The sequence below is a fragment of the Priestia sp. P1_B12_1 genome (genome assembly GCF_056406695.1).
The window spans coordinates 641,894-664,748 of the sequence record NZ_JBFTZR010000001.1; the positions used below are offsets into that span (position 1 = coordinate 641,894).

The following is a 22,855-nucleotide window of genomic DNA, read 5'->3' on the forward strand; positions in this document are numbered from 1 at the left end:
TACCCTACATTTACCATCACGATAAAAAAATCCGAACGAGTGGGATTCTCTATCAAGAATCTCAATTCATCGTTCGGATCTTCCTTCAGCTAAAACAGTTTTGCGCCAGCCTCTTTTTTAATAGACGGACGTATTCTCTTTAGACGTAGATTCTAAAATCTCTTTAACTCTTGCCAAGAATCTGCCGCACACCAAGCCGTCTAACACTCGGTGATCAAGTGATAAACATAAGTTAACCATATCTCGAACAGCAATCATGTTATCAATAATAACCGGACGTTTTACAATAGATTCTACTTGTAAAATAGCCGCTTGAGGGTAATTAATAATCCCCATTGATTGCACGGAACCAAATGAGCCTGTGTTGTTAACAGTAAACGTTCCGCCCTGCATGTCTTCAGACTTCAATGAACCCGTACGAACTTTTTGCGCGAGTTCGGTAATTTCACGCGCAATGCCTTTGATTGTCTTTTCATCGGCTTGTTTAATAACCGGCACAAATAAAGCATCGTCTGTTGCAACAGCAATCGATACATTAATGTCCTTTTTCTGAACAATACGATCCCCTGCCCACATTGAATTCATTTGAGGGAATTCTTTTAAAGCCTGAGCCACTGCTTTTACGAAGAACGCAAAATACGTTAAGTTAAAACCTTCTTTTTGTTTAAACTCCGTCTTTAATGCATCACGATAAGAAACTAAGTTCGTTACATCAACTTCAACCATTGTCCATGCATGTGGAATTTCATGCTTGCTGCGAAGCATATTTGCTGCAATAGCTTTGCGCACGCCTGTAACAGGGATTTCTTGATCTCCTGCTGCGGACACAACCGGCGCGGGCTGCTGCGTTTTTGGAGCAGCTGCTGCTACAGGTGCTTCTGGCTGAACTGTTGATGCAGGTGTTTCTTTCACTTCAGCAGCTCCGCCTTTTTCGATAACAGCTAAAATATCTTTTCTCGTAATGCGGCCGCCCGCTCCTGTTCCTGTCACGGCATCTAAATTAATATTATGCTCTTGCGACAGGCGCATAACAGCTGGAGAGTATCGGCTTTTATTGGATTGACTATCCGCTGTTTTTGGCGCTGATTCTTCTACAGTCTTATCAGACGTTTTCTGTTCTTCTTGAGGTACAGTTCCTTCTACTTCAATTAAACAAATCACTTCTCCTACAGGCAAAGTATCATCTTCACCTGCAATTAACTCTTTAATTGTTCCACTAAAAGAAGAAGGCACTTCAGCATTTACTTTATCCGTCATGACTTCAGCTAACGGGTCGTACTTATTTACGTGATCTCCAACAGAAACGAGCCATTTGCTAATTGTACCCTCTGTTACACTTTCACCGAGCTGCGGCATCGTAATTTTTTCAATAGCCAATTGATACAACTCCTTTTAAAATTGAGCTAATTCTCTCATTGCTTTTTCTACTTTATCTGGATTCACCATAAAATATTTTTCCATTGTTGGTGCATACGGCATAGCTGGAACATCAGGGCCAGCAAGGCGCTGAATTGGCGCATCTAAATCAAATAAGCAGTGTTCAGCAATAATAGCTGCTACTTCGCTCATAATGCTGCCTTCTTTGTTGTCTTCCGTTAAAAGCAGAACCTTACCTGTTTTAGATGCTGCTTCTATAATAGCTTCTTTATCAAGCGGATAGACCGTTCTTAAATCTAAGATGTGTGCTGAAATACCGTCTGCTTCCAGTTTTTCAGCAGCTTGAAGAGCAAAGTGTACACAAAGACCATATGTAATAACCGTGATGTCGTCTCCTTCTCTCTTTACATCTGCTTTGCCAATCGGAAGTACATAATCATCTTCAGGGACTTCTCCTTTAATCAAACGGTACGCACGCTTATGCTCAAAGAAAAGAACTGGATCATCATCACGAATAGCTGCTTTTAATAATCCTTTTACGTCATAAGGCGTAGAAGGCATCACAATCTTTAACCCTGGCGTATTGGCAAACAGTGCTTCAACAGACTGAGAATGATAAAGAGCGCCGTGAACTCCGCCGCCGTAAGGAGCTCGAATTGTAATTGGACAACTCCAATCATTATTAGAACGATAGCGAATTTTTGCTGCTTCTGACACAATTTGATTGACTGCAGGCATAATAAAATCAGCAAATTGCATTTCAGCAATCGGACGCATGCCGTACATTGCCGCTCCGATTCCTACGCCTGCAATAGCAGACTCTGCAAGAGGTGTGTCAATAACTCTTTCTTCCCCAAACTGTTCGTACAGTCCGTTGGTTGCTTTAAATACGCCGCCTTTTTTCCCTACGTCTTCTCCTAATACAAACACGCGGGAATCTCTTTCCATTTCTTCACGAATGGCCATTGTTACTGCATCAATATATGAAATAACCGGCATATGTTCTCCTCCTTACTCACCGTACACGTATTTTAAAGCCGATTCCGCTTCTGCATAAGGAGCGTTTTCAGCATAATCTGTTGCATCATTAACGATGTTCATAATATCATCAAGCATTTGTTTTTCTCGTTCATCGGTTAACACATTAACCTCTTTTAAATAAGTCGCAAAGTACGAAAGCGGATCGCTCTTTTTAGCTTCAGACAATTCTTCTGCTCCGCGATATGCACGATCATCATCATCACTTGAATGGGCAGTCAAACGCTCTGAAACAGTTTCAATAAGAGTAGGCCCTTCTCCTCTGGATGCACGATCTCTTGCTTCTTTTACCACTCGGTATACTTCAAGGACATCGTTTCCATCAATTGTGTAGCCTGGCATACCATATCCAATCGCACGATCAGATACTTTTGCGCATCCTAGCTGCTTTTCAACCGGAACAGAAATCGCATACTTGTTATTTTCACACATAAAGATAACAGGAAGCTTATGAACACCTGCAAAGTTCGCGCCTTCGTGGAAATCTCCTTGGTTAGAAGATCCTTCTCCAAACGTGACAAACGTTACTAAGTCTTTTTTCTCCAATCGTCCTGCTAAAGCGATTCCTACTGCATGAGGCACCTGTGTTGTAACTGGAGAAGATCCTGTTACAATTCGCTTTTCCTTATGCCCAAAGTGACCTGGCATTTGACGACCTCCTGAGTTTGGATCTTCTGCTTTAGCAAACCCAGAAAGCATTAAATCACGCGCGGTCATTCCAAATGCTAGTACAACACCCAGATCGCGGTAATAAGGTAATATGTAATCATTCTCTCTGTTTAAGGCAAAAGCTGCGCCAACTTGAGCGGCTTCTTGACCTTGACATGAAATAACAAAAGGCACCTTCCCTGCACGGTTTAATAGCCACATACGCTCATCAATTTTTCTTGCAAGCAGCATAGTGCGGTACATTTCAAGTACTTGTTCATCAGTTAATCCTAATGATTCATGACGGTTTTTTGTCATGTTTAAACCTCCTTTAATCATCAAAAATGAATCGCTTTTCCATCTACAGCTAATGAAGCTTCTCCCATCGCTTCTGAAAGGCTAGGATGAGGATGAATGGTATGAGCAATTTCCCATGGTGTAGCATCCAATACCTTTGCAAGACCCGCTTCAGAAATCATATCCGTCACGTGAGGTCCAATCATATGCACACCAAGAACATCATTTGTGTCGGCATCGGCAATAATTTTAACAAATCCCTCTGCCTCTCCATATACAAGAGCTTTTCCAACGGCCTTAAACGGAAACTTTCCAACCTTCAGCTGAAATCCTTGCTGTTTTGCTTCTTGTTCTGTTAATCCTACACTTGCTGCCTCCGGGCTGCTATATACGCATTTAGAGATTGTTGTATAATCAATCTTCAAAGGCTTGTCACCATGTAAATGCTCCACAGCTACAATTCCTTCGTGAGAAGCTACATGTGCAAGCTGCAGTCCGCCAATCACATCTCCAATTGCGTAGATATGAGATTCTTTCGTTTGATAAAAATCATTCGTGGCAATCACACCGTTTTCTACTACAATATCAGTATTCTCGAGACCAATTCCTTCGACATTCGCTTGACGCCCTACAGATACAAGCAGCTTTTCTGCTTCATATTGTTGCATATCGTCTCCTACTTGAGCGGAAATTTTCACCTGACCATCAATAGACAGTGTATCAGCCATTACTTTAGCAGAAGTAATAATGGTAACTCCTTTTGCTTTTAAAAGCTTCGTCATTTCACGGGAGATATCTTGATCTTCTGTTGGTAAAATTCGATCGCTGTATTCCACAACCGTTACATCAACATCAAAATCTGTGAGCATTGACGCCCATTCAATTCCAATGACGCCGCCTCCCACAATAATAATAGAAGCAGGAAGTGTTTCCATCTTTAATGCTTCATCTGAAGTGATTACTTTCTCTCCGTCAATCGTTAAACCAGGTAATGTTCTAGGACGAGACCCGGTTGCGACAATTACATTCTTTGGAATAAGCATTTCGTTTTCTTCACCGCTTTTTAATTCGACGGAGATGGTTCCTGGCATAGGAGAAAAAATAGAAGGTCCTAAAATACGTCCAATTCCTTCATATACGTCAATTTTACCTTTTTTCATTAGCTGTTTAACACCGTTATGTAACTGTGAAACAATTTCTGACTTTCGTTCTTGTACACGTGCATAGTTCAATAGTACATTGGACGTTTCTACGCCAAATTCACTGCTTTTCTTAGCCGTTTGATAGACTTCTGCACTTCTTAGTAAAGCTTTGCTTGGGATACACCCTGCGTGCAGGCATGTGCCGCCTAACTTATTTTTTTCCACAACCGCTACTGATAGACCTAACTGAGAGGCACGAATAGCTGCTACGTACCCTCCGGTTCCACCGCCGAGAATGACCAAATCATATTCTTTTGCCACACTGCTTCACACCTTTCTGCAAACGCTATTAAGCGCCTTTATATTCCTTCACTTCTTCTTCACCTGTAAGCACTCGGAGAGCCCCTTCAGCTAGCGCTTGAAGCTCATTTTCTCCAGGATAAACAATGACATCTGCAATCCACTTTACATGATTAATAATCAGCTCAACAAACGCTTTTGAATAAGCAATGCCTCCCGTTAAAATAATGGCATCTACTTTTCCATGCAATACCGTACTGGCAGCTCCAATTTCCTTCGAAATTTGATAAGCCATTGCTTCGTAGATAAGCTTAGCTTTTTCGTTTCCATTTTTCACTAGCGCTTCGACTTTCTGCACGTCAGATGTGCCCAAATAACCGACAAGCCCGCCTTTTCCTACAAGCATTTTCATAATCTCATCGCGGTAATACTGACCTGAAAAGCAAAGACGAACTAATTCACCAACCGGTACACCGCCAGCGCGCTCTGGACTAAAAGGACCGTCACCGTGCAGGCCATTGTTCACATCAATTACTTTTCCGCGTTGATGAACTCCGACTGTAATGCCTCCACCCATATGGGTAACAATAACGTTCAGTTGTTCGTATGTGCTATTCATTTCTTTAGCCACTTTTCGAGCAACCGATTTTTGATTCAGCGCGTGAAAGATGCTTTTCCTTTCCATAAAAGGAGTTCCTGAGATACGAGCGATGTCACTTAGCTCATCTACCACCACTGGATCAACAATGTACGCTGGAATATTTAATCCAGATGCAATCTCAAACGCTAAAATCCCGCCTAAATTTGAAGCATGATGGCCGGCATAACCGTCTTTTAAATCTTTGAGCATGGCTTGATTTACTTCGTATGTGCCGCCTTCAATCGGGCGTAAAAGCCCTCCTCTTCCACATACTGCACTTAATTTAGATAAATTAATCCCTTCTTCATCAAGTGCCTCTAAAATCGAGTTTTTACGGAACTCATACTGTGCATATATCGTCTCAAACTGATTCATTTGCTGTGAATCGTAGCGGATTGTTCGATCAAAAATTGGTTTATCGTTGTGAAATACGCCAATTTTCGTGGACGTTGAACCCGGATTTATTATCAGCATTCGATATTCGTGCATATCCAACAAATGTCCTCCTACCTTATCATTCTCATAAACGAAGGCTAGGTCGAAAGGATTTCATTTATTCCTTTTGCCTAGCCTTCAGCTCAAACATTAGCGCGTATGACGTCTACTTAAAATATGCTGTCCATTTTGTAAAAATTGACTGCGTGAACGACGCAGCTTTTCAATTCTTTCTTCAGCTAAGCGATCTGCTGCTAGATAGGTTGGAATGCCATCTCGTTTTGAGATTTCAACTACCTTTTCAATATTATCATAAATACCTTCAACTTTTTTCAGCGCACGCTCACGGTTATATCCAACTAGCTCATCAGCTACGTTAATAACGCCTCCTGCATTAATAACATAGTCCGGTGCATATACAATGCCTAATTCATGGATTAAATCACCATGACGCGTTTCTTTTAATTGATTATTAGCTGCCCCTGCAATAACTTTTGCTTTTATTTGAGGGATCGTTTCATCGTTAATCGTTGCTCCGAGTGCACAAGGAGCATAGATATCACATTCTACACCATAAATATCATTCGGGTCTACTGCTTGCGCACCAAATTCTTCTACCGCACGCTGAACAGCTTCTTTATTAATATCCGTTACAATAAGTTTCGCTCCTTCTTCGTGAAGGTGGCGGCATAAATTATATGCTACGTTTCCTACGCCTTGGACAGCTACTACTTTTCCTTCAAGCATATCTGTTCCAAATGCTTCTTTTGCTGCTGCTTTAATTCCTCGGTATACACCGTAGGCTGTGACTGGTGATGGATTGCCTGATGAACCAAAAGCAGGAGATACACCCGTTACATAATCCGTTTCCTCATATACAATATCCATATCCTCTACCGTTGTGCCCACATCTTCTGCTGTAATATATCGACCATTTAATCCTTGAATAAAGCGACCAAATGCACGGAACATCGCTTCATTTTTGTCTTTGCGAGGATCTCCGATAATAACCGTTTTCCCTCCGCCTAAATTCAAGCCTGCTGCTGCATTTTTATAAGTCATTCCGCGTGATAGACGAAGCGCATCTTCAATTGCAGCCTCTTCTGATTCATATGTCCACATTCTCGTACCGCCTAGGGCTGGTCCAATTGTTGTATCGTGAATCGCAATAATGGCTTTTAAGCCTGAATCTTTATCTTGGCAAAATAATAACTGCTCATAATCGTATGTTTCCATATAGTCAAAAATTTTCATTGTTAGTGCCTCCTAAGAATTCTGTTGAGCGACGCTGATAGCAAGCGCCAGTGAGTATAATTTACTTTCTGATGAATCTGCTCTGGATGTTAAGACGACCGGAGCTTTTGCTCCCGCTAGAATAGCTCCAACTTTTGCTTTAGCAAAATAAATGAGGGATTTATATAAGACGTTCCCTGTTTCAATTGCTGGAACGAGTAATATATCTGCTTGACCGGCAACTTCACTTTGAATGCCTTTTTGCTTGGCTGCTTCTATATTAATGGCATTGTCGAGTGCTAAAGGTCCATCAATAACGCAGCCTTTAATTTGTCCTCTGCGGTTCATCTGTGTAAGAAGTGCAGCCTCTACTGTTGCAGGCATCAAAGGGTTCACAACTTCAACCGCTGCAATAGGAGCTACCTTTGGCATCTCGATCCCAATCGAGTGGGCAACGTTCACCGCATTTTGAATGATTTGAACTTTCTCTTCCAGAGACGGCGTAATATTCATAGCTGCATCTGTTACAAGAATCGGACGGTCATAGTGAGGAACGTCAAACACAGCTACATGTGATAAAACATTTCCCGTACGCAAACCATGCTCTTTATTTAACACAGCTTTTAAAATAAGCGATGTGGATAAATTCCCTTTCATTACGATATGAGCTTGACCTTGCTGAACTGAACGCACAGCCAATTGAGCCGCTTCTAAAACGGACTCCGTATGTACGACCGTCACAGCCTTATGAGTGAGTAAGGATGGGCGGTACTGCCTGAATAATTCATTAATTGTCGTTTCATTGCCAAACAAAATAAATTCAGAAACTTCCCTTGACACAGCTTCATACACTGCCTCAATTGTTTCTAAGTCTTCAGCTGCAGCAACAGCAACAGTCAAAGAAGACTGCTTAGCAACCCGAGATAAGATGGTAGCAAGAGTCATGGAATGTTCGACCTCTCCTTTTTCATTCTTTCTTTTGCTCCGTTTTAAAGAGCATACTGCGCGTTTATGCAGTCACCTAAAATACATGCAAGATTTGTGCCATCCACTGCATATATTACATAATATAGCTGCTTATATCGGTTCTTACGCACAAAAAAAATTTTTTTATTGATTCTAACACCAAATAGAAAAAAAGAATACCTCTCTATTTATATGCAATAAATTGCACACCATGCATTTTATTGCATGCTGTTATTTGCAAGATTGTATTTTTCCAACTTATAATACAAAGAACGCAGCGAAATATTGAGCTGTTTTGCTGTTTTCGTTCGGTTATATTCGTTTGCAAGCAGCACTTTTTGAATAAGTTCCGCTTCGTAATTTTCCATCATGTGCGCTAAAGTCTTCCCTTCGAATACTACCTCTTCATTCACCTGATTTTTTTCTTTTTTGCCCTTACCTTCAAGTGAAGGGAGATGAACAGAATCAATCATTGTTTCTGTATAGTGCATATAAATAATCGCTCTGCCTAATATGTTTTCAAGCTCTCTGACGTTTCCTGGCCAGTCGTATGATCTTAATGACTGTAAAGCCCGCTCTGTTACTCCTTCAACATGCCGGCCGTAATCTTGATTAATTTTTGTAATTAAGTGTGTAACAAGCGCACCAATATCCTCTTTTCTCTTCCGAAGAGGAGGTATGTGAATCGGAATTTTGTTTAGCCGATAATACAAGTCCTGTCTGATGCTTCCATCAGCCATTCCTTTTTCTAAATTCACATTCGTAGCTGCAATAACGCGAACATTCACCGGAATAGGAGTCGTTCCTCCAACGCGAATAAGCTCTTTTTCTTGAAGCACCCGAAGCAGCTTAGCCTGCATATGAGCTGAGAGCTCCCCGATTTCATCTAAAAAGATGCTACCGTTATTGGCTTCTTCAAAAACGCCGCGTTTCCCGCCTCTTTTTGCCCCGGAAAAAGCTCCTTCTTCGTACCCAAAAAGTTCGCTTTCAAGCAAAGACTCAGAAAGCGCAGCACAGTTAATCCGGACAAATTTATTAAATTTTCGGCTGCTCGCATTATGAATCGCATGTGCAAACAACTCTTTACCCGTCCCAGATTCACCTCTAAGCAAAACAGTAGCTGGTGTTTTAGCAGCAAGTCTAGCCTGCTCAATTGCTAACTGAAACTCTTCAGATTGCCCAATGATATCAGCAAATGAATATTTTGCTTCAAGCGTTCGGATAATTTGACGCGCTCTTTTGAGTTCATTTGTAAGCTCTTGAATTTCAGACATATCATGAATAACGCCAACGCTGCCTTTTAATTTCCCGTCGACAATAACGGGTGCAACATTGACAACCACGTCTCTTTTACTCGGACCTAGCCTCATTCTTACACCTCGAACAGGACGCCTTGTTTGCAGCACCTTCATGTGCATACTGTCTCCTTCAGAGATATCAGCAGTCGCGGGCTGACCAATAATATCCGTCTTTTTTAAACCCGTAATTCTCGTATAAGCAGGATTAATTAAAATCCCTCTTCCTTCTTCATCGACAACCGAAATAGCTTCTTCAGAAGATTGAATAATAGCTTGAAGCATAGTTTGTACTTCTTTTAAGTTCGTAACTTCTTCTGCCAATCCGACAACGTCCGTAATATCTTTAAAAATGGAAAAGGCCCCAAACAGCTCTCCATTCTCGTCGAGTATTGGTATTCTAGTCGTAATTACCTTGCGTCCGCTATCTAACACAAATTCACTATTTTGATCAATCGTTTTTGTATGAAGAACATCAACAAGTTTACTATTTGGAATGACTTCATGAAGATGCTTGCCAATTACATCTCTGTGTGAAAAGTTCGTCAAGCGCTCGGCACTTTGATTAAATAGCGTAATATATCCATTCCTATCAATCACGACCATCGCATCATGAGCTGCGTTAAAAATAAGATCATATTTATACGATTCTTGCTTTAACCTCTGAATTAACTCTTCTTTTTCCTCCATCAGATTTGCCATAATTTCAGCAACCAATCCCGGCACTACCAGTGCATCAGCGGGTTTGCTTCTTTGCAATTGTTGAAAGACGCCTTGTTTACCTGTTGTTTCAACAATGACATCGAGCTGCTTTGTCATATAAGGCTCCCAATTCATTCCGGTTGAAATATCTTGTTCTTGCGCATGCAAAACAGCCGGCGCGTTAGCTCGTACGTCTACTACACCAATCACTTTCATAAATTCTGTTTCCAACAAGATTTTCAGAAGAGCTAATCCGCCTTTTCCTCCTCCAACGATCAACACATTTTGCATATTTTTTCACCTTTTCTACTTAATATGTACATATCCCGTGCAAAATATTGCATATACCTATCATATAAAAAAAGAAACGCTCTTGACAATTTATTTAGTTCTTTTATGATTCAAGTATAACGGTTTCGAAGTGTAAGCGCATTCATTTTAAAAAAGAGAAGCGAAAGGAGCATTTATGGTTCGAATTATCGCACTGCTAATCTTACTTATTCCCGGTATACTCGCTGGCTATGGCATTAAACTTATGAGAGATATGATTTTTGGCATCCTGCAATCCCCGTTCCCTTCTTTATTTTTGCAATTTTCAGTCGGGCTTCTATTATTTTTAATCGGCCTTGGATTTGTTGCCGGCTTTATTCTGCACAGAGACCGCAAGCGAAACAAAGTTCAAAACAGATTTCAAAAAGATAAAAAAACATCGCATTAATGCGATGTTTTTTTACGAAAAGCGTCCTCCAAATTGCTTCACCATTTTTTCTGGATAATCGGTAATAACGGATTCACATCCATATTTTCGAAGCTGCTCAGCTACTTTTACATCATTTACTGTGTAAGGTCGCACTGGAATTTGACAATCTTTTGAAGCCGCTACATTTACTTCATTAACGGTACGCTGATTAGGGTGAAGAGCTTTTGCGCCAAGATGCTGCGCATATACCCAAGGCTCATACATCGGATAAGAATATAAAATAGCTGTTTCAATCGTAGAATCCAGAGAACCAATTCGGGCTAAGCTGTTATGATTAAAAGATGAAATCATCGTTCGATCCTTCATCTTGTATAAATAAATTAAATCCAAGACTTTCATTTCTAAGTATGGATAGTCAAATATATTGTTTTTCAACTCAATGTTTACGCTAATTCCTTCACTTGAAGCCCACTCCATTACTTCATTTAACGTGGGGATTTTACATACTCCATACTTTTTTTTGAACTTATAGCTTGCATCTAATTTTTTTAAATCTTGATACGTAAAATCTTTTACATACCCTTTTCCATTCGTCGTTCGATCTACTTTTTCATCATGAATTACAGCAAGTTCTCCATCCTTTGTCATATGCACATCAAGTTCAATTCCGTGTGCTCCAACTCTCGCTGCTTCTTTGAAGGAAATCATCGTATTTTCAGGAAACGTTCCAGCTGCGCCGCGATGACCTATTACAAACATACTTGCTCAACTCCTCTATTATCACTTATTATTAACTTTAGCATTACTTAATAGTGAAAGCACGAATTTACTGTTTATACTTTTTTTACTTTCATTACTTTATATGCAAAAGGAGGTTGTTGTGTATGAGACCACTGCAAATTTCACCGGATACAGCCGTAAAATTAGCGGAACAATTAAATATCCCCCTCGAGCAATTAATGCATATGCCTCAGCATATTTTGCTGCAGAAACTTGCTGAATTAAATGCGAGCGAAGATAAAAAAGGATCTGAATAACAGATCCTTTTTTCTTTTGAATTTTCATTTCCAAAAATAGTATTACCTTCTCATTTCATTCCCTATAACATATATTAGAATATTTAATAATATAAATGTATTTTTAAAAATGCTTTTAAATAAGTAATTTAATACTTTTTTGTGTATATTTAATTATTTTTTGATTTTTCCATATAATTTCATTGACGAAATTATTGTTTTTCTACTAAAATAAAAAGACATTATATTTATTCCAGTACTTATATTCTGATTTTTTGATCAATTCAAACAAAAGAATTAAATAGTATGAGAAAAATTTAGGGGGACTTCATTATGCAAGCAGCTGTACAACACGAAAATCAGCAGCCAAATGGGTCTAGGAAAAAACACCCTCCTGGACTGTACTTATTATTCGCTACTGAGGCATGGGAAAGATTTAGTTATTATGGAATGAGAGCCATTCTGGTTCTTTATTTAACTGCTACCGCTGCTCAAGGTGGACTAGGGGTAGATAAAGCAACTGCACTGAGCTTATATGGAACATTCACTAGTGCTGTTTACATTACGCCGATGATTGGCGGATATTTAACAGACCGCTTCCTCGGAAGAAGGCTAGCCATCACTATCGGTGGTGTGATTATGGCACTCGGGAATTTTTCCATCTTCATTCATCAAAGTGTAGCCGCTTTGTATATCGGACTTGCTTTATTAATTATCGGAAACGGATTTTTCAAACCAAATATCTCCACATTGGTCGGAGATCTTTATGAAGAAAATGATCCTCGCCGTGACGGTGCTTTTACCATTTTTTATATGGGTATTAACTTTGGTGCATTTTTCGCACCGTTAGTTGTTGGATTAATGAGTTACAAATACGGATTTTTAACAGCAGCTATCGGAATGGTTGTTGGACAAATTTTATTTAACCTACTGGCTAATCGCTACTTAGGTGATATCGGGAAAGAGCCTACAGGAAAAGTTCACGCAGCGGCATCTCAAACATCAACTGCTCCGCTGTCAGCACGAGAAAAGAAAAGAACGGTTGCTATCGTTATTCTAGCCTTCGTTGTTATTGCTTTCTGGACAGCTTTTGAACAGGCCGGAAGTTCTTTAACGCTATATGCTCAAGATCAAATTAATCGTCAAATAGGTAGTTTCACGGTTCCAACAGAGTGGTTCCAATCATTGAATCCGCTGTTTATCATGATTTTAGCACCAATTATGTCACTAGTTTGGTACAAGCTCGGAAATTCAAAACGCGGTGATTTCAAAACGCCAACAAAAATGGGTATGGGACTTGTGACAGTGGGATTAGGATTCTTAATTTTAATTCCAGCCGTTATGTATACTGGTAATGACCCAGCTTTAAAAGTAAATATCCTGTTCATGATTTTCACTTACTTCCTGCACACGCTAGCTGAGCTTATGATTTCGCCAGTAGGGCTGTCTATGGTAAGTAGACTGGCTCCATTAAAGCTTGCTTCTCTTTTAATGGGCGTATGGATGGCAAGCTCTGCTGTTGCTAATAAGCTAGCGGGTGTTCTTGCATCTTATACACAGTCTTTAGGTTATTTCGATATCTTCAGCTTAATCGGAGCTGTAACAATTGTACTTGGAATTATTGTTCTGTTCCTTTCAAAACCGATTGCTAAATTAATGGATTAAAAAAAGCAGCCTTTTCTGAAGGCTGCTTTTTTATAATTTACTTATCTATATCCCATTTAAAATATGGACATGAATTTTTCAATGCATCTTCTAAATCTTCTTTCAAACACAAAACCCTCATAACAATTAAATAAATTATTTCAATAAAATACTCCACTATGGATATAAAGAAAAACAAAATGCACGTTCCATTAACCTCAATATTTTCACCTCTTAAAACAAAATAAAAAGACCAATGAATGAGTAAAATTCATTGGCCCTGCAGTAAAAAGTTTATTGGTTTTTAGTTTACTATCTAGTGTAAATTCCAAAGATTTATCGGCATGTACTCTGTATTACAAAAGGTATCAGCTCACTCAAAACCCCGTAATTCCAGCAGTCCTATCCCTTTCAACTCGCTTTATGTTCAAGGCGTAATTTATCCGCAACCATAGCGATAAATTCACTGTTTGTCGGCTTCGCTTTTGACATGCTGACAGTATACCCGAATAATGACGAAATGGAATCAATGTTTCCTCGGCTCCATGCTACTTCAATGGCATGACGAATGGCACGCTCAACGCGGCTTGCCGTTGTATTATATTTTTTTGCAATATCAGGATACAGTACTTTTGTAATCGACCCAAGCAGCTCAATATCCTTATATACCATTGAAATGGCTTCTCTCAAATACAAATAGCCTTTGATATGAGCAGGTACACCAATTTCGTGAATGATGCTCGTAATGCTTGCATCTAAATTTGCTGGTTTGCTGTCGCGATGTGAACGCATGGAAGAAGATGAACGTTGCATAAATGAAGATGTTTGTCCGCTAACTTGACGAATATGATTCACTAAGTTTTCCATATCAAACGGCTTTAGAATAAAATAAGCAGCTCCTAAATCAACCGCTTTTTTCGTTACGTCTTCTTGCCCAAATGCTGTTAGCATAATGACATTTGGATAATTTTCTTTTTTCATTTCTTTTAACTGACCTAAAACTGCTAATCCATCTAGATGCGGCATAATAATGTCTAATACAAGAACATCCGGATCTTTATCTTTTAAAATGGATAAACACTCTTGTCCATTGTAAGCTACTCCGATTACTTCCATGTCTTCTTGCTCTGAAATATAATCTTCAAGCAAACCAATTAGTTCCCGATTATCATCAACCAAGCATACTTTAATTTTTTTCAATGCAGCTTCCTCCTCAGTCCTTTATGTTATACGTCGTTTCCTACGTGTCTCTATTCTTTATTCTAAAGGACAAATTCGACAATGCAACATTATTTCCTTTATTTTTTTAGAAAAAAGTCTTTTAAATGGAATTTATTCGATTTTCTCTTATTTTCTTTGTTTTTCGACGTTTTTCTCGTACATTTACGACAATAATTTTTATCAAAAAAAGCGAACTAATGACAACATTAGCTCGCTTTTTTTCGATTATTTTTATAAATATCAATTCCTGCTTCGTTAAGCATCCATTCAATATGGACACCATAACCCGAGGTAGGATCATTTACAAAAACGTGGGTAACCGCTCCAACGACTTTACCGTTTTGAATAATCGGGCTCCCGCTCATTCCTTGAACAATTCCACCTGTTTTCTTTAACAATTTAGGATCTGTAATTTTAATAACCATTCCTTTAGTAGCTGGAAACTTTTGAGGTATAGTACTCATAATTTCAATATCAAATTCTTCCACTTGATCATCATCTACTACCGTTAGAATTTTAGCCGGTCCTTCTTTTACTTGATGAGATAGGGCAATTGGCATTGCTTTATCCATTATTCCGTTTTCCATCGTTGAAGACAATTTTCCAAAAATACCAAAAGGACTATTTCGTGTAATATTTCCAATGATTTGTCTATCTTCAGAAAACCTTGCTAGCTTTTCACCCGGAACGCCGTTAGAACCTTTCTCAATTGATGTAACGGTCGAACGGACAATTTGTCCATCTTCTACTACGATTGGCTTTTTTGTATCCATATCCGAAATAACGTGGCCTAAAGCGCCATATTTTTTAGATTTTGGATCATAAAAAGTCATTGTGCCAATTCCTGCAGCTGAATCACGGATGTATAAACCGATTCTGTACGCATAATCTTGCTTATCTTTTAACGGATACAGCTTAGTATCAAACTGCTTTTTTTCTCTTAAAATATGCAGATTTAATGGTTCACCCGTTTTTCCTGCCTGCTGAATAAACGGTGTAATATCACTCATTTTTTCAATGGTTTTACCATTAATCTTCGTAATCATATCTCCAACTTGAATACCCGCAATTTCGCCAGGAGATCTTTTACCTTTTGCTGTATCTACCTGATGATAGCCTACAACAAGAACACCTTTTGAATTTAATTTCACACCGATTGATTGTCCACCTGGAATGACTTTAAAATCAGATAATACCTGCACATCTACACGCTTTACAGGAATACCGGCCAAATGAAGCATCAACTCTTCTTTGCCTACCTGTTTGCCTGCTACGGTCAGCTTCGCCTTGTTACTTGTTACATCGTAAACAGGTGATGAAGCTTCTACGCTAAGCGGTAATGTCGTATTAATTTTTTCTTTTTGCTGTTCAAATAAGACGATTTGTTTTGGAATGTGTATATATTGTTGCACAACTGGAATAAATCCTACAAAAATGAACGAAACAAGGAGAATCGCACCAATTATATGTCTGTATCGATTTTGCATGTTTTCACTCTCCTCGCTTCCTCGCCTAAATGGCTACACATTTAATTTAGCCTTCTTAGAGCGCATTTATAACAGAAGTTCAGAGAAAAATGAAAAGAAGTGCAAGGAAACATTTTCAGTTCCTCCATTTTGTATAAAAAAACACCTTTAACACATACTGTTACGTGTTAAAAGGTGTTTTTTTTAAATGGTGTGCTTCATCTTATCCGCTAAATCTAAAAGCTCTTTGGCATGTTCCTTTGTTAAGCTTGTAATTTCAGCTCCTGCAATCATTCGACCAATTTCTTTTACTTTTTCATCAACAGTTAATGGAAGAACAGACGTCGTTGTACGATCGCCTTTTATCTCTTTAGCAATAAAGAGATGAGTATCTGCCATTGCTGCTACCTGAGGCAGATGAGATATACAGAGAACTTGTGAATCAACAGAAATAGCATGTATTTTTTCACCGATCGATTGAGCTACTCTTCCACTTACGCCTGTATCAACTTCATCAAAGATAATGGACGTCACGCCTTGATGCTTAGAGAAGATGCTTTTTAACGCCAGCATAATTCTTGACAGTTCTCCTCCTGATGCTACTTTTGCAAGAGGCTTTAACGGTTCACCAGGATTGGTAGAAATATAAAATTCTACGTTGTCAATGCCGTCTTTGGTGAATTTTATTCTTTCTCCATTTACTTCAACATCATTTTTACCTGCATTTACAACAGAGAATTTAATTTGAAATACGGTCTTAGCCATATACAGTTCTTGAAGCTCATGATGGATGCTGTCCGTTAACTCTTGAGCAAGTTTTTTTCGAATAGCTGAAACGTTATTAGCTTCTACTAATAAATCCTGTGCTACACTGTTTAACTCTTCTTTGATCTTGCTCACATGCGTATCTCGATTTTCAATACGATCAATTTCATCTTCAATTTGCGCTGCATATTCTAGAATTTCATCTACACTTTGACCGTATTTACGCTTTAAGTGATTAATTTCATTTAAACGCGCTTCAATAAAATCTAAGCGTTTGGGATCAAATTCTAATAAATCAAGCTGCTGACGAATTTTATAAGATGCGTCTTCTAGCTGGTAGAAGCTCGATGAAATGATCTCAGAAATTTCGGCATAGTTTTTTTCCAGTGACGAAATATCCTCCGTATGATTCATGGCTACACCTACCCAATCTAAACCTTGGTGTTCACCGTGCAGCGCATTGTACGCATCGTTTAGCGACGTATAGATCTTTTCAAAGTTAGAAATCTTCAAACGCTCTTCATTTAGTTCCTCGTCTTCGTTCAGCTGCAAATTTGCCGCTTTGATTTCATCTAATTGAAATTGAATAAGATCGAGGCGATGTGCCATCTGCTGTTCATTTTCAGTTAATTGATCGAGCTGTTTTTTTAGCGATGTATACCTAGAAAATACCTCTCGATACTCCGTCAAAGCCTCTTCTACTTTTTCTCCTCCATATTGATCAAGAAGAGTTAAATGACGATCTTGATTCATTAAATCTTGGTGCTCGTGCTGTCCATGTATATCAATTAACGTCTGTCCGACTTCACGTAGGATAGCTAACGTTACGAGCTTACCGTTGATCCGGCAAATACTTTTCCCATTTGTGGTAATGTCTCGGCGAAGCACAATCATTCCATCTTCCACTTCTAAACCGACTTGTTTAGCTTTTTCATGACTTGGATGCTGTTCTTCATCAAATAAGAAAAGTCCTTCAATTTCGGCTCTGTCTGTTCCGTGGCGTACAAACTCCGAAGAGCCTCTTCCACCTACTAACAATGAAATGGCATCAATAATAATCGATTTCCCCGCTCCTGTTTCGCCTGTTAATACCGTTAAGCCTTTTTCAAATGAAACAGAAAGTTCATCAATAATCGCAAAGTTTTTAATGGATAATTCAGCTAACAACCTGCTTCACTCACCTTTATAACATTTCTAAGAATCGGTCTGATATAATTTGCGTATCTTCAGGAGTACGGCAAATAATCAAACATGTATCGTCTCCACAAATTGTTCCTAATATTTCATCCCAGTCCAAATGATCAATTAATGCGCCAATCGCATTTGCATTTCCCGGTAATGTTTTCATCACCAACATATGCCCAGCTGAATCAATTTTTACAAATGCGTCCATAAGAGAGCGCTTTAACTTTTGTAAGGGATTAAAACGCTGATCTGCAGGCAAGCTGTATTTGTATCGACCGTCCATCAAAGGCACTTTGACTAAGTGCAATTCTTTAATATCACGAGAGATTGTTGCCTGTGTTACATTAAAACCTTGGTTTTTTAAAATATCTACCAATTCATCCTGTGTTTCAATATCATTATTCGTGATAATATCACGAATTTTAATATGTCTTTGCCCTTTATTCATGTTGGCACCTCACATTAATATGTAATCTTCTTTTTGATTTGTTGTTTATAAGTCTTTCACTAATTAAGTATCATAATGTGTTCAACTTGATTATGCACCTTTTGTATAAAGAGTCATAATCAAATCGCCAATGCTAAGTCTTTGCTTAACATTGGCCATTATTACTTTTTCTCTTTTAACGTCTTATGTGCTTCTTCGACTACTTCATGCACAGTAAGCGGAGCTTGATTTTCACCAAGTTCACGCTCGCCTTTCCAGCGCAGGTGGAGAAGAAATTCGATATTTCCATCTCCTCCCGTTATCGGTGAATACGACATGTTATATACATCGTATCCTTGACGAAGCGAGAAATCCACCATGCCTTGAAGGACTTCTTCATGCACTTTTGAATCACGCACGATTCCTTTTTTCCCAACTTGCTCTCTTCCAGCCTCAAACTGTGGCTTAACGAGCGCAACAACGTCGCTGTGTGGAACAAGAAGTGTTTTTAACACAGGAAGAATGAGTCTTAAGGAAATAAATGATACATCAATAGAAGCGAATTCAGGCAAGCCTCTTGATAAATCAGCTGGCGTCACGTAACGGAAATTTGTTCGTTCCATTACTTCTACTCGTTCATCTTGACGAAGCTTCCAAGCTAGCTGATTATAGCCTACGTCTAGCGCATAGGACATCTTCGCTCCATTTTGAAGGGCACAATCAGTAAAGCCTCCAGTAGAAGAACCAATATCAATCATGATTTTATCCGCTACATGGACATTAAATTCTTTAATCGCTTTTTCAAGCTTAAAGCCGCCTCTGCTGACGTAAGGCATTACTGCACCTTTAATTGTCAGCGGCGTATCGCGTTCAATTTTCTCTCCCGGCTTATCCAAACGGACTTCATTCGCATAAACAAGTCCTGCCATTACTGTACGCTTTGCTTTTTCTCTTGTTTCAATCAAACCTCGTTCTACTAATAATACATCTACTCGTTCTTTTTTTGTCACTTAACTTCAAGCCTCTTTTGTGTTGGTGTTACGAGTTTTTTAACTCGATTTATAATCTCTTCTTTGGTTAAGCCAATTTCTTCTAAAAGTTTTGTTACGCTTCCGTGCTCGATAAAGCGATCTGGAATCCCCATACGTTCAACGCGCGTATCATAATAGCCGTGCTCTGATGCAAACTCTAACACCGCGCTCCCAAAACCGCCTTGAAGTACCGCTTCTTCTACCGTAATCACAGGCTTATTCGTTTGGAAAATCTCATGAAGCATTTTTTCATCCAGCGGTTTAATAAAACGAGCATTTACCACTTTGACGCTGATTCCTTGATTCTCAAGTTCTGCTGCTGCATCCATCGCCATTGAAATCGTTGTACCAAACGTTAAAATGGTTGTATCTGAACCTTCTTTTAATACGTCCCATGTACCGATTGGAATGTTTTTCAGTTCTGAATCTAGTTCAACACCTAATCCGTTTCCTCTAGCGTAGCGCATAGCAATCGGACCTTCTTCATAAGTCAAAGCAGTGTGAACCATGTGCTGGCCTTCATTCTCGTCTTTTGGCATCATAATAACAAGGTTAGGCAAATGACGTAAGAATGCAATATCAAACACGCCTTGATGCGTTTCACCATCAGCACCTACTAGTCCAGCGCGATCAATTCCAATAAATACATTTAGCTTCTGACGGCAAATATCATGAACCACCTGATCGTATGCACGCTGTAAAAACGTAGAATAAATAGCTAAAAAGGGCTTCATATTTTGAGTTGCAAGACCCGCTGCCATTGTTGTTGCATGCTGCTCTGCAATCCCAACATCAAACATGCGATGTGGAAACTCTTTTTGAAATGCTTCGAGTTTTGAACCTACAGGCATTGCTGGCGTTACGGCTACAATGCGATCATCTTCTCTAGCCATCTTCAATACCGTATCACTTACTAATTTACTCCAAGCAATCGGAACATTTTTGTCTTTAATAAAGTCACCAGACTCAATTTTGTAAGGGCCTGTACCATGCCATGCTCCGCTTTTATCGCTTTCCGCTGGCAAGTACCCTTTCCCTTTTTTCGTAATAACGTGAATCAGTACCGGTCCTTTTGTTTTCTTTGCATATTGTAACGTTTCCAATAAATCGTCATAGCTATGGCCATCAACCGGGCCTAAATACGTAAAGCCAAGATCTTCAAAGAACATGCCTGACACGACCATGTACTTTAGACCATCTTTTACACGTTCTGCCGTTGCTGCAAGCTTTCCGCCTACTGCAGGCACTTTTTTCAGCAAGACTTCAAGCTCATCTTTTACCCAGTTGTATTTGCCCGCCGTGCGCAAACGTCCTAGAATACTGTGTACAGCACCCACGTTAGGAGCGATAGACATTTCATTGTCATTTAAAATAACGGTCATATCCGTTTGCTCGTGCCCGATGTGGTTAAGCGCTTCAAGAGCCATACCACCTGTTAAAGCTCCATCCCCAATGATAGGAACAATATGAGCTTTTGTTTTTTGTAAATCTCTTGCAGCAGCCATTCCCATTGCGGCTGAAAGAGATGTAGAACTATGTCCCGTTTCCCATACATCATGCTCACTTTCGTCACGCTTTGGAAAACCGCATAATCCTTTATATTGACGGATTGTATCAAACTCTCCCGCTCGTCCTGTTAAAATTTTATGGACATACGACTGATGCCCCACGTCCCATAAAAATTTATCTTTTGGGCTGTCGAACACTTTATGGAGTGCAAGCGTTAACTCAACAACCCCCAAATTCGGCCCTATATGACCACCAGTTGCAGAAAGCTTTGTAATTAAAAAACGACGAATCTCTTCACTTAGTTCTTCTAATTGTGTTACTGACATTTTCTTTAAAAACTCAGGATTTTTTATCGTTGTAAGATCCAAGGTGGATCACTCACTTTCGTACTTGTTATAAAGTTACCTTAATACATTGTCTATTGTTTTATACGTATAGTCAATTTTTAGTATTTCCTTATTACTTACAATACCTTTGATATTCTATCAGTAAACCAGTGATATTCAAAGGAAAACAGTGAAAAAATAGCCGCTAACACAAATGTGATAACGGCCACCAAGATATTGTATATGTCTTTCAAACCTATGCACTACGCTTTTATACAGTAGTAAAATCATTATAGCATAGCCCCTATTGGGACTCAATCTTATTTTACTGTATCACTCAAAAAACCTGACAGAACTCGTCATTAACTATCACGTTTTGCTATATATAAACAAATTTCTTCTAGTAACCCGTGCTTAATTTGAGCTTGACGTAACGAGAGAAGTGCTTGTTCAACATGATACTGTAACTTTTCTTTGGCCGCTTCCATACCTAACAAAGAAGGATATGTCGTTTTTTCATTTTCTGTATCACTGCCAATTGGCTTTCCTAATTTTTCTTCAGACCCTTCCACATCCAAGATATCATCTTGAATTTGAAACGCTAACCCTACATGCTTACTGAATTCTTCTAATAATTCTTGCTGTAGAGGCGTAGCTTTTGCAAGAATAGCTCCTGCTTTTACACAAAAACCTAGCAGCTTCCCCGTTTTGTGAAGGTGAATATATTCAAGCTCATCTAGCGTGAGCTGCTTTTTTTCGCCTTCCATATCCGCAACCTGTCCGCTGATCATACCTTCTGTTCCGCTTGCTTTTACCAGTTCTGTAATGAGCTGAAGCTTCATATGTGATGTAATCTCAGGATGTGCCGCTTCAGAAATGAGCTGAAAGCTATTTGTTAAAAGAGCATCTCCAGCTAATATAGCCGTTGCTTCGCCGTACACCTTGTGATTCGTCGGTTTACCTCTTCTTAAGTCGTCATCATCCATGCTAGGTAAATCATCGTGAATGAGAGAATATGTATGAATCATTTCCACTGCACATGCTGTTTCTAATCCCATGCTCTCGTCTTTTCCAAACGCATGTAGCGTTGCAAACAACAGCACTGGGCGAAGTCGCTTTCCTCCTGCCGTAAGAGAGTAAAGCATGGATTCCTTTAAGTTAACCGGAGCATGTAATGCTTTTACCACTTCAGGCAAGCGTGTTTCTACTCGATCTTTTGTAAAAGAAATATACTCTTTTAAATTCATTTCATTCACCATCACTCTTCCTCCTGCACCGAGAATGGCTCAAGCGTTCCGTCTTCACGTAAAATAGTTTCCATTTGCTTTTCAATATGCTGAAGACGATCGTGACAGAATTTTGAAAGAGTCATGCCTTCTTGGAATTGTTGAATTGCTTCTTCTAAAGGCACGTCGCCTTCTTCTAGCTTGTTTACGATGGTTTCTAACTGCTCCATCGCCTCTTCAAACGTATACTCTTTATTTGTCGCCAT

Annotated in this window: 20 protein-coding genes; 3 read left to right on the forward strand and 17 right to left on the reverse strand. The window is 39.3% G+C overall.

Features of this window, described 5'->3' with window-relative positions:
• Positions 1–117: 117 nt before the first annotated feature.
• The 8 genes from AC1D0Y_RS03340 to AC1D0Y_RS03375 all read right to left on the reverse strand — a co-directional run bounded on the left by AC1D0Y_RS03340 (position 118) and on the right by AC1D0Y_RS03375 (position 10,364).
• Positions 118–1,377, reverse strand: a complete 1,260-nt coding sequence (locus tag AC1D0Y_RS03340) for a dihydrolipoamide acetyltransferase family protein (RefSeq protein WP_028410670.1) — start codon at positions 1,375–1,377, stop codon at positions 118–120.
• A gap of 15 nt (positions 1,378–1,392) precedes the next feature.
• Entirely contained in the window at positions 1,393–2,376 is a 984-nt protein-coding gene (locus AC1D0Y_RS03345) for an alpha-ketoacid dehydrogenase subunit beta (protein ID WP_013084975.1), read from the reverse strand.
• Positions 2,377–2,388: 12 nt separating this feature from the next.
• Complete coding sequence (locus AC1D0Y_RS03350) at positions 2,389–3,381, reverse strand: thiamine pyrophosphate-dependent dehydrogenase E1 component subunit alpha (RefSeq protein ID WP_102812639.1); 993 nt, start codon at positions 3,379–3,381, stop codon at positions 2,389–2,391.
• Between the two features lie 20 nt (positions 3,382–3,401).
• Positions 3,402–4,823: a dihydrolipoyl dehydrogenase gene (lpdA, locus tag AC1D0Y_RS03355; protein ID WP_217598382.1), complete on the reverse strand. Its 1,422-nt coding sequence runs from the start codon at positions 4,821–4,823 to the stop codon at positions 3,402–3,404.
• Positions 4,824–4,851: 28 nt separating this feature from the next.
• A complete protein-coding gene (gene buk, locus AC1D0Y_RS03360; protein WP_371264485.1) occupies positions 4,852–5,931 on the reverse strand; it encodes a butyrate kinase in 1,080 nt (359 codons plus the stop codon).
• Between the two features lie 96 nt (positions 5,932–6,027).
• Complete coding sequence (gene bcd / locus AC1D0Y_RS03365) at positions 6,028–7,131, reverse strand: branched-chain amino acid dehydrogenase (protein WP_013059125.1); 1,104 nt, start codon at positions 7,129–7,131, stop codon at positions 6,028–6,030.
• Between the two features lie 12 nt (positions 7,132–7,143).
• A complete protein-coding gene (yqiS, locus tag AC1D0Y_RS03370; protein ID WP_028410667.1) occupies positions 7,144–8,055 on the reverse strand; it encodes a phosphate butyryltransferase in 912 nt (303 codons plus the stop codon).
• Positions 8,056–8,294: 239 nt separating this feature from the next.
• On the reverse strand, positions 8,295–10,364 hold the full coding sequence (locus AC1D0Y_RS03375; protein WP_028410666.1) for a sigma-54 interaction domain-containing protein: 2,070 nt from the start codon (positions 10,362–10,364) through the stop codon (positions 8,295–8,297).
• Positions 10,365–10,539: 175 nt separating this feature from the next.
• On the opposite strand from AC1D0Y_RS03375, the gene AC1D0Y_RS03380 reads away from it, so the two are divergent.
• Positions 10,540–10,791, forward strand: coding sequence for a DUF2627 domain-containing protein (locus AC1D0Y_RS03380; RefSeq protein WP_013059128.1), 252 nt, complete (start codon positions 10,540–10,542; stop codon positions 10,789–10,791).
• A 12-nt stretch (positions 10,792–10,803) separates the two neighbouring features.
• Here the strand turns inward: AC1D0Y_RS03380 and AC1D0Y_RS03385 are convergent, their stop codons facing one another.
• Positions 10,804–11,532 carry a glycerophosphodiester phosphodiesterase gene (locus AC1D0Y_RS03385; protein WP_028410665.1) on the reverse strand — a complete coding sequence of 243 codons (729 nt, stop codon included), beginning with the start codon at positions 11,530–11,532 and terminating at the stop codon, positions 10,804–10,806.
• 125 nt (positions 11,533–11,657) lie between these two features.
• Between AC1D0Y_RS03385 and AC1D0Y_RS03390 the strand changes: the two genes are divergently transcribed.
• Together AC1D0Y_RS03390 and AC1D0Y_RS03395 are read left to right on the forward strand one after the other, a co-directional pair.
• Positions 11,658–11,810, forward strand: a complete 153-nt coding sequence (locus AC1D0Y_RS03390; protein ID WP_013059130.1) for a YycC family protein — start codon at positions 11,658–11,660, stop codon at positions 11,808–11,810.
• Positions 11,811–12,122: 312 nt separating this feature from the next.
• On the forward strand, positions 12,123–13,454 hold the full coding sequence (locus tag AC1D0Y_RS03395; protein WP_013084983.1) for a peptide MFS transporter: 1,332 nt from the start codon (positions 12,123–12,125) through the stop codon (positions 13,452–13,454).
• 390 nt (positions 13,455–13,844) lie between these two features.
• Here the strand turns inward: AC1D0Y_RS03395 and spo0A are convergent, their stop codons facing one another.
• The 8 genes from spo0A to AC1D0Y_RS03435 all read right to left on the reverse strand — a co-directional run bounded on the left by spo0A (position 13,845) and on the right by AC1D0Y_RS03435 (position 22,855).
• Complete coding sequence (gene spo0A / locus AC1D0Y_RS03400) at positions 13,845–14,633, reverse strand: sporulation transcription factor Spo0A (protein ID WP_013084985.1); 789 nt, start codon at positions 14,631–14,633, stop codon at positions 13,845–13,847.
• 227 nt (positions 14,634–14,860) lie between these two features.
• Entirely contained in the window at positions 14,861–16,141 is a 1,281-nt protein-coding gene (gene spoIVB, locus AC1D0Y_RS03405) for a SpoIVB peptidase (RefSeq protein WP_016765539.1), read from the reverse strand.
• A 183-nt stretch (positions 16,142–16,324) separates the two neighbouring features.
• Entirely contained in the window at positions 16,325–18,052 is a 1,728-nt protein-coding gene (gene recN, locus AC1D0Y_RS03410) for a DNA repair protein RecN (RefSeq protein WP_028410663.1), read from the reverse strand.
• Positions 18,053–18,068: 16 nt separating this feature from the next.
• Complete coding sequence (ahrC, locus tag AC1D0Y_RS03415) at positions 18,069–18,518, reverse strand: transcriptional regulator AhrC/ArgR (RefSeq protein WP_013059136.1); 450 nt, start codon at positions 18,516–18,518, stop codon at positions 18,069–18,071.
• 161 nt (positions 18,519–18,679) lie between these two features.
• On the reverse strand, positions 18,680–19,507 hold the full coding sequence (locus AC1D0Y_RS03420; RefSeq protein WP_014458249.1) for a TlyA family RNA methyltransferase: 828 nt from the start codon (positions 19,505–19,507) through the stop codon (positions 18,680–18,682).
• Positions 19,504–21,405, reverse strand: a complete 1,902-nt coding sequence (gene dxs / locus AC1D0Y_RS03425; RefSeq protein ID WP_477707339.1) for a 1-deoxy-D-xylulose-5-phosphate synthase — start codon at positions 21,403–21,405, stop codon at positions 19,504–19,506. Before dxs ends, AC1D0Y_RS03420 begins: the two co-directional genes overlap by 4 nt.
• A gap of 320 nt (positions 21,406–21,725) precedes the next feature.
• Positions 21,726–22,622: a polyprenyl synthetase family protein gene (locus AC1D0Y_RS03430; protein ID WP_013059139.1), complete on the reverse strand. Its 897-nt coding sequence runs from the start codon at positions 22,620–22,622 to the stop codon at positions 21,726–21,728.
• Complete coding sequence (locus AC1D0Y_RS03435) at positions 22,622–22,855, reverse strand: exodeoxyribonuclease VII small subunit (protein ID WP_013059140.1); 234 nt, start codon at positions 22,853–22,855, stop codon at positions 22,622–22,624. Before AC1D0Y_RS03435 ends, AC1D0Y_RS03430 begins: the two co-directional genes overlap by 1 nt.

Coding starts and splice junctions, on each gene's coding strand:
- bcd (WP_013059125.1), bottom strand. CDS start 7,131: ATGAAAATTTTTGACTATATGGAAACATACGATTATGAGCAGTTATTA.
- AC1D0Y_RS03375 (WP_028410666.1), bottom strand. CDS start 10,364: ATGCAAAATGTGTTGATCGTTGGAGGAGGAAAAGGCGGATTAGCTCTT.
- buk (WP_371264485.1), bottom strand. CDS start 5,931: ATGCACGAATATCGAATGCTGATAATAAATCCGGGTTCAACGTCCACG.
- spoIVB (WP_016765539.1), bottom strand. CDS start 16,141: ATGCAAAATCGATACAGACATATAATTGGTGCGATTCTCCTTGTTTCG.
- AC1D0Y_RS03385 (WP_028410665.1), bottom strand. CDS start 11,532: ATGTTTGTAATAGGTCATCGCGGCGCAGCTGGAACGTTTCCTGAAAAT.
- AC1D0Y_RS03380 (WP_013059128.1), top strand. CDS start 10,540: ATGGTTCGAATTATCGCACTGCTAATCTTACTTATTCCCGGTATACTC.
- yqiS (WP_028410667.1), bottom strand. CDS start 8,055: ATGACTCTTGCTACCATCTTATCTCGGGTTGCTAAGCAGTCTTCTTTG.
- AC1D0Y_RS03390 (WP_013059130.1), top strand. CDS start 11,658: ATGAGACCACTGCAAATTTCACCGGATACAGCCGTAAAATTAGCGGAA.
- AC1D0Y_RS03395 (WP_013084983.1), top strand. CDS start 12,123: ATGCAAGCAGCTGTACAACACGAAAATCAGCAGCCAAATGGGTCTAGG.
- AC1D0Y_RS03345 (WP_013084975.1), bottom strand. CDS start 2,376: ATGCCGGTTATTTCATATATTGATGCAGTAACAATGGCCATTCGTGAA.
- ahrC (WP_013059136.1), bottom strand. CDS start 18,518: ATGAATAAAGGGCAAAGACATATTAAAATTCGTGATATTATCACGAAT.
- AC1D0Y_RS03430 (WP_013059139.1), bottom strand. CDS start 22,622: ATGGTGAATGAAATGAATTTAAAAGAGTATATTTCTTTTACAAAAGAT.
- AC1D0Y_RS03350 (WP_102812639.1), bottom strand. CDS start 3,381: ATGACAAAAAACCGTCATGAATCATTAGGATTAACTGATGAACAAGTA.
- AC1D0Y_RS03435 (WP_013059140.1), bottom strand. CDS start 22,855: ATGGCGACAAATAAAGAGTATACGTTTGAAGAGGCGATGGAGCAGTTA.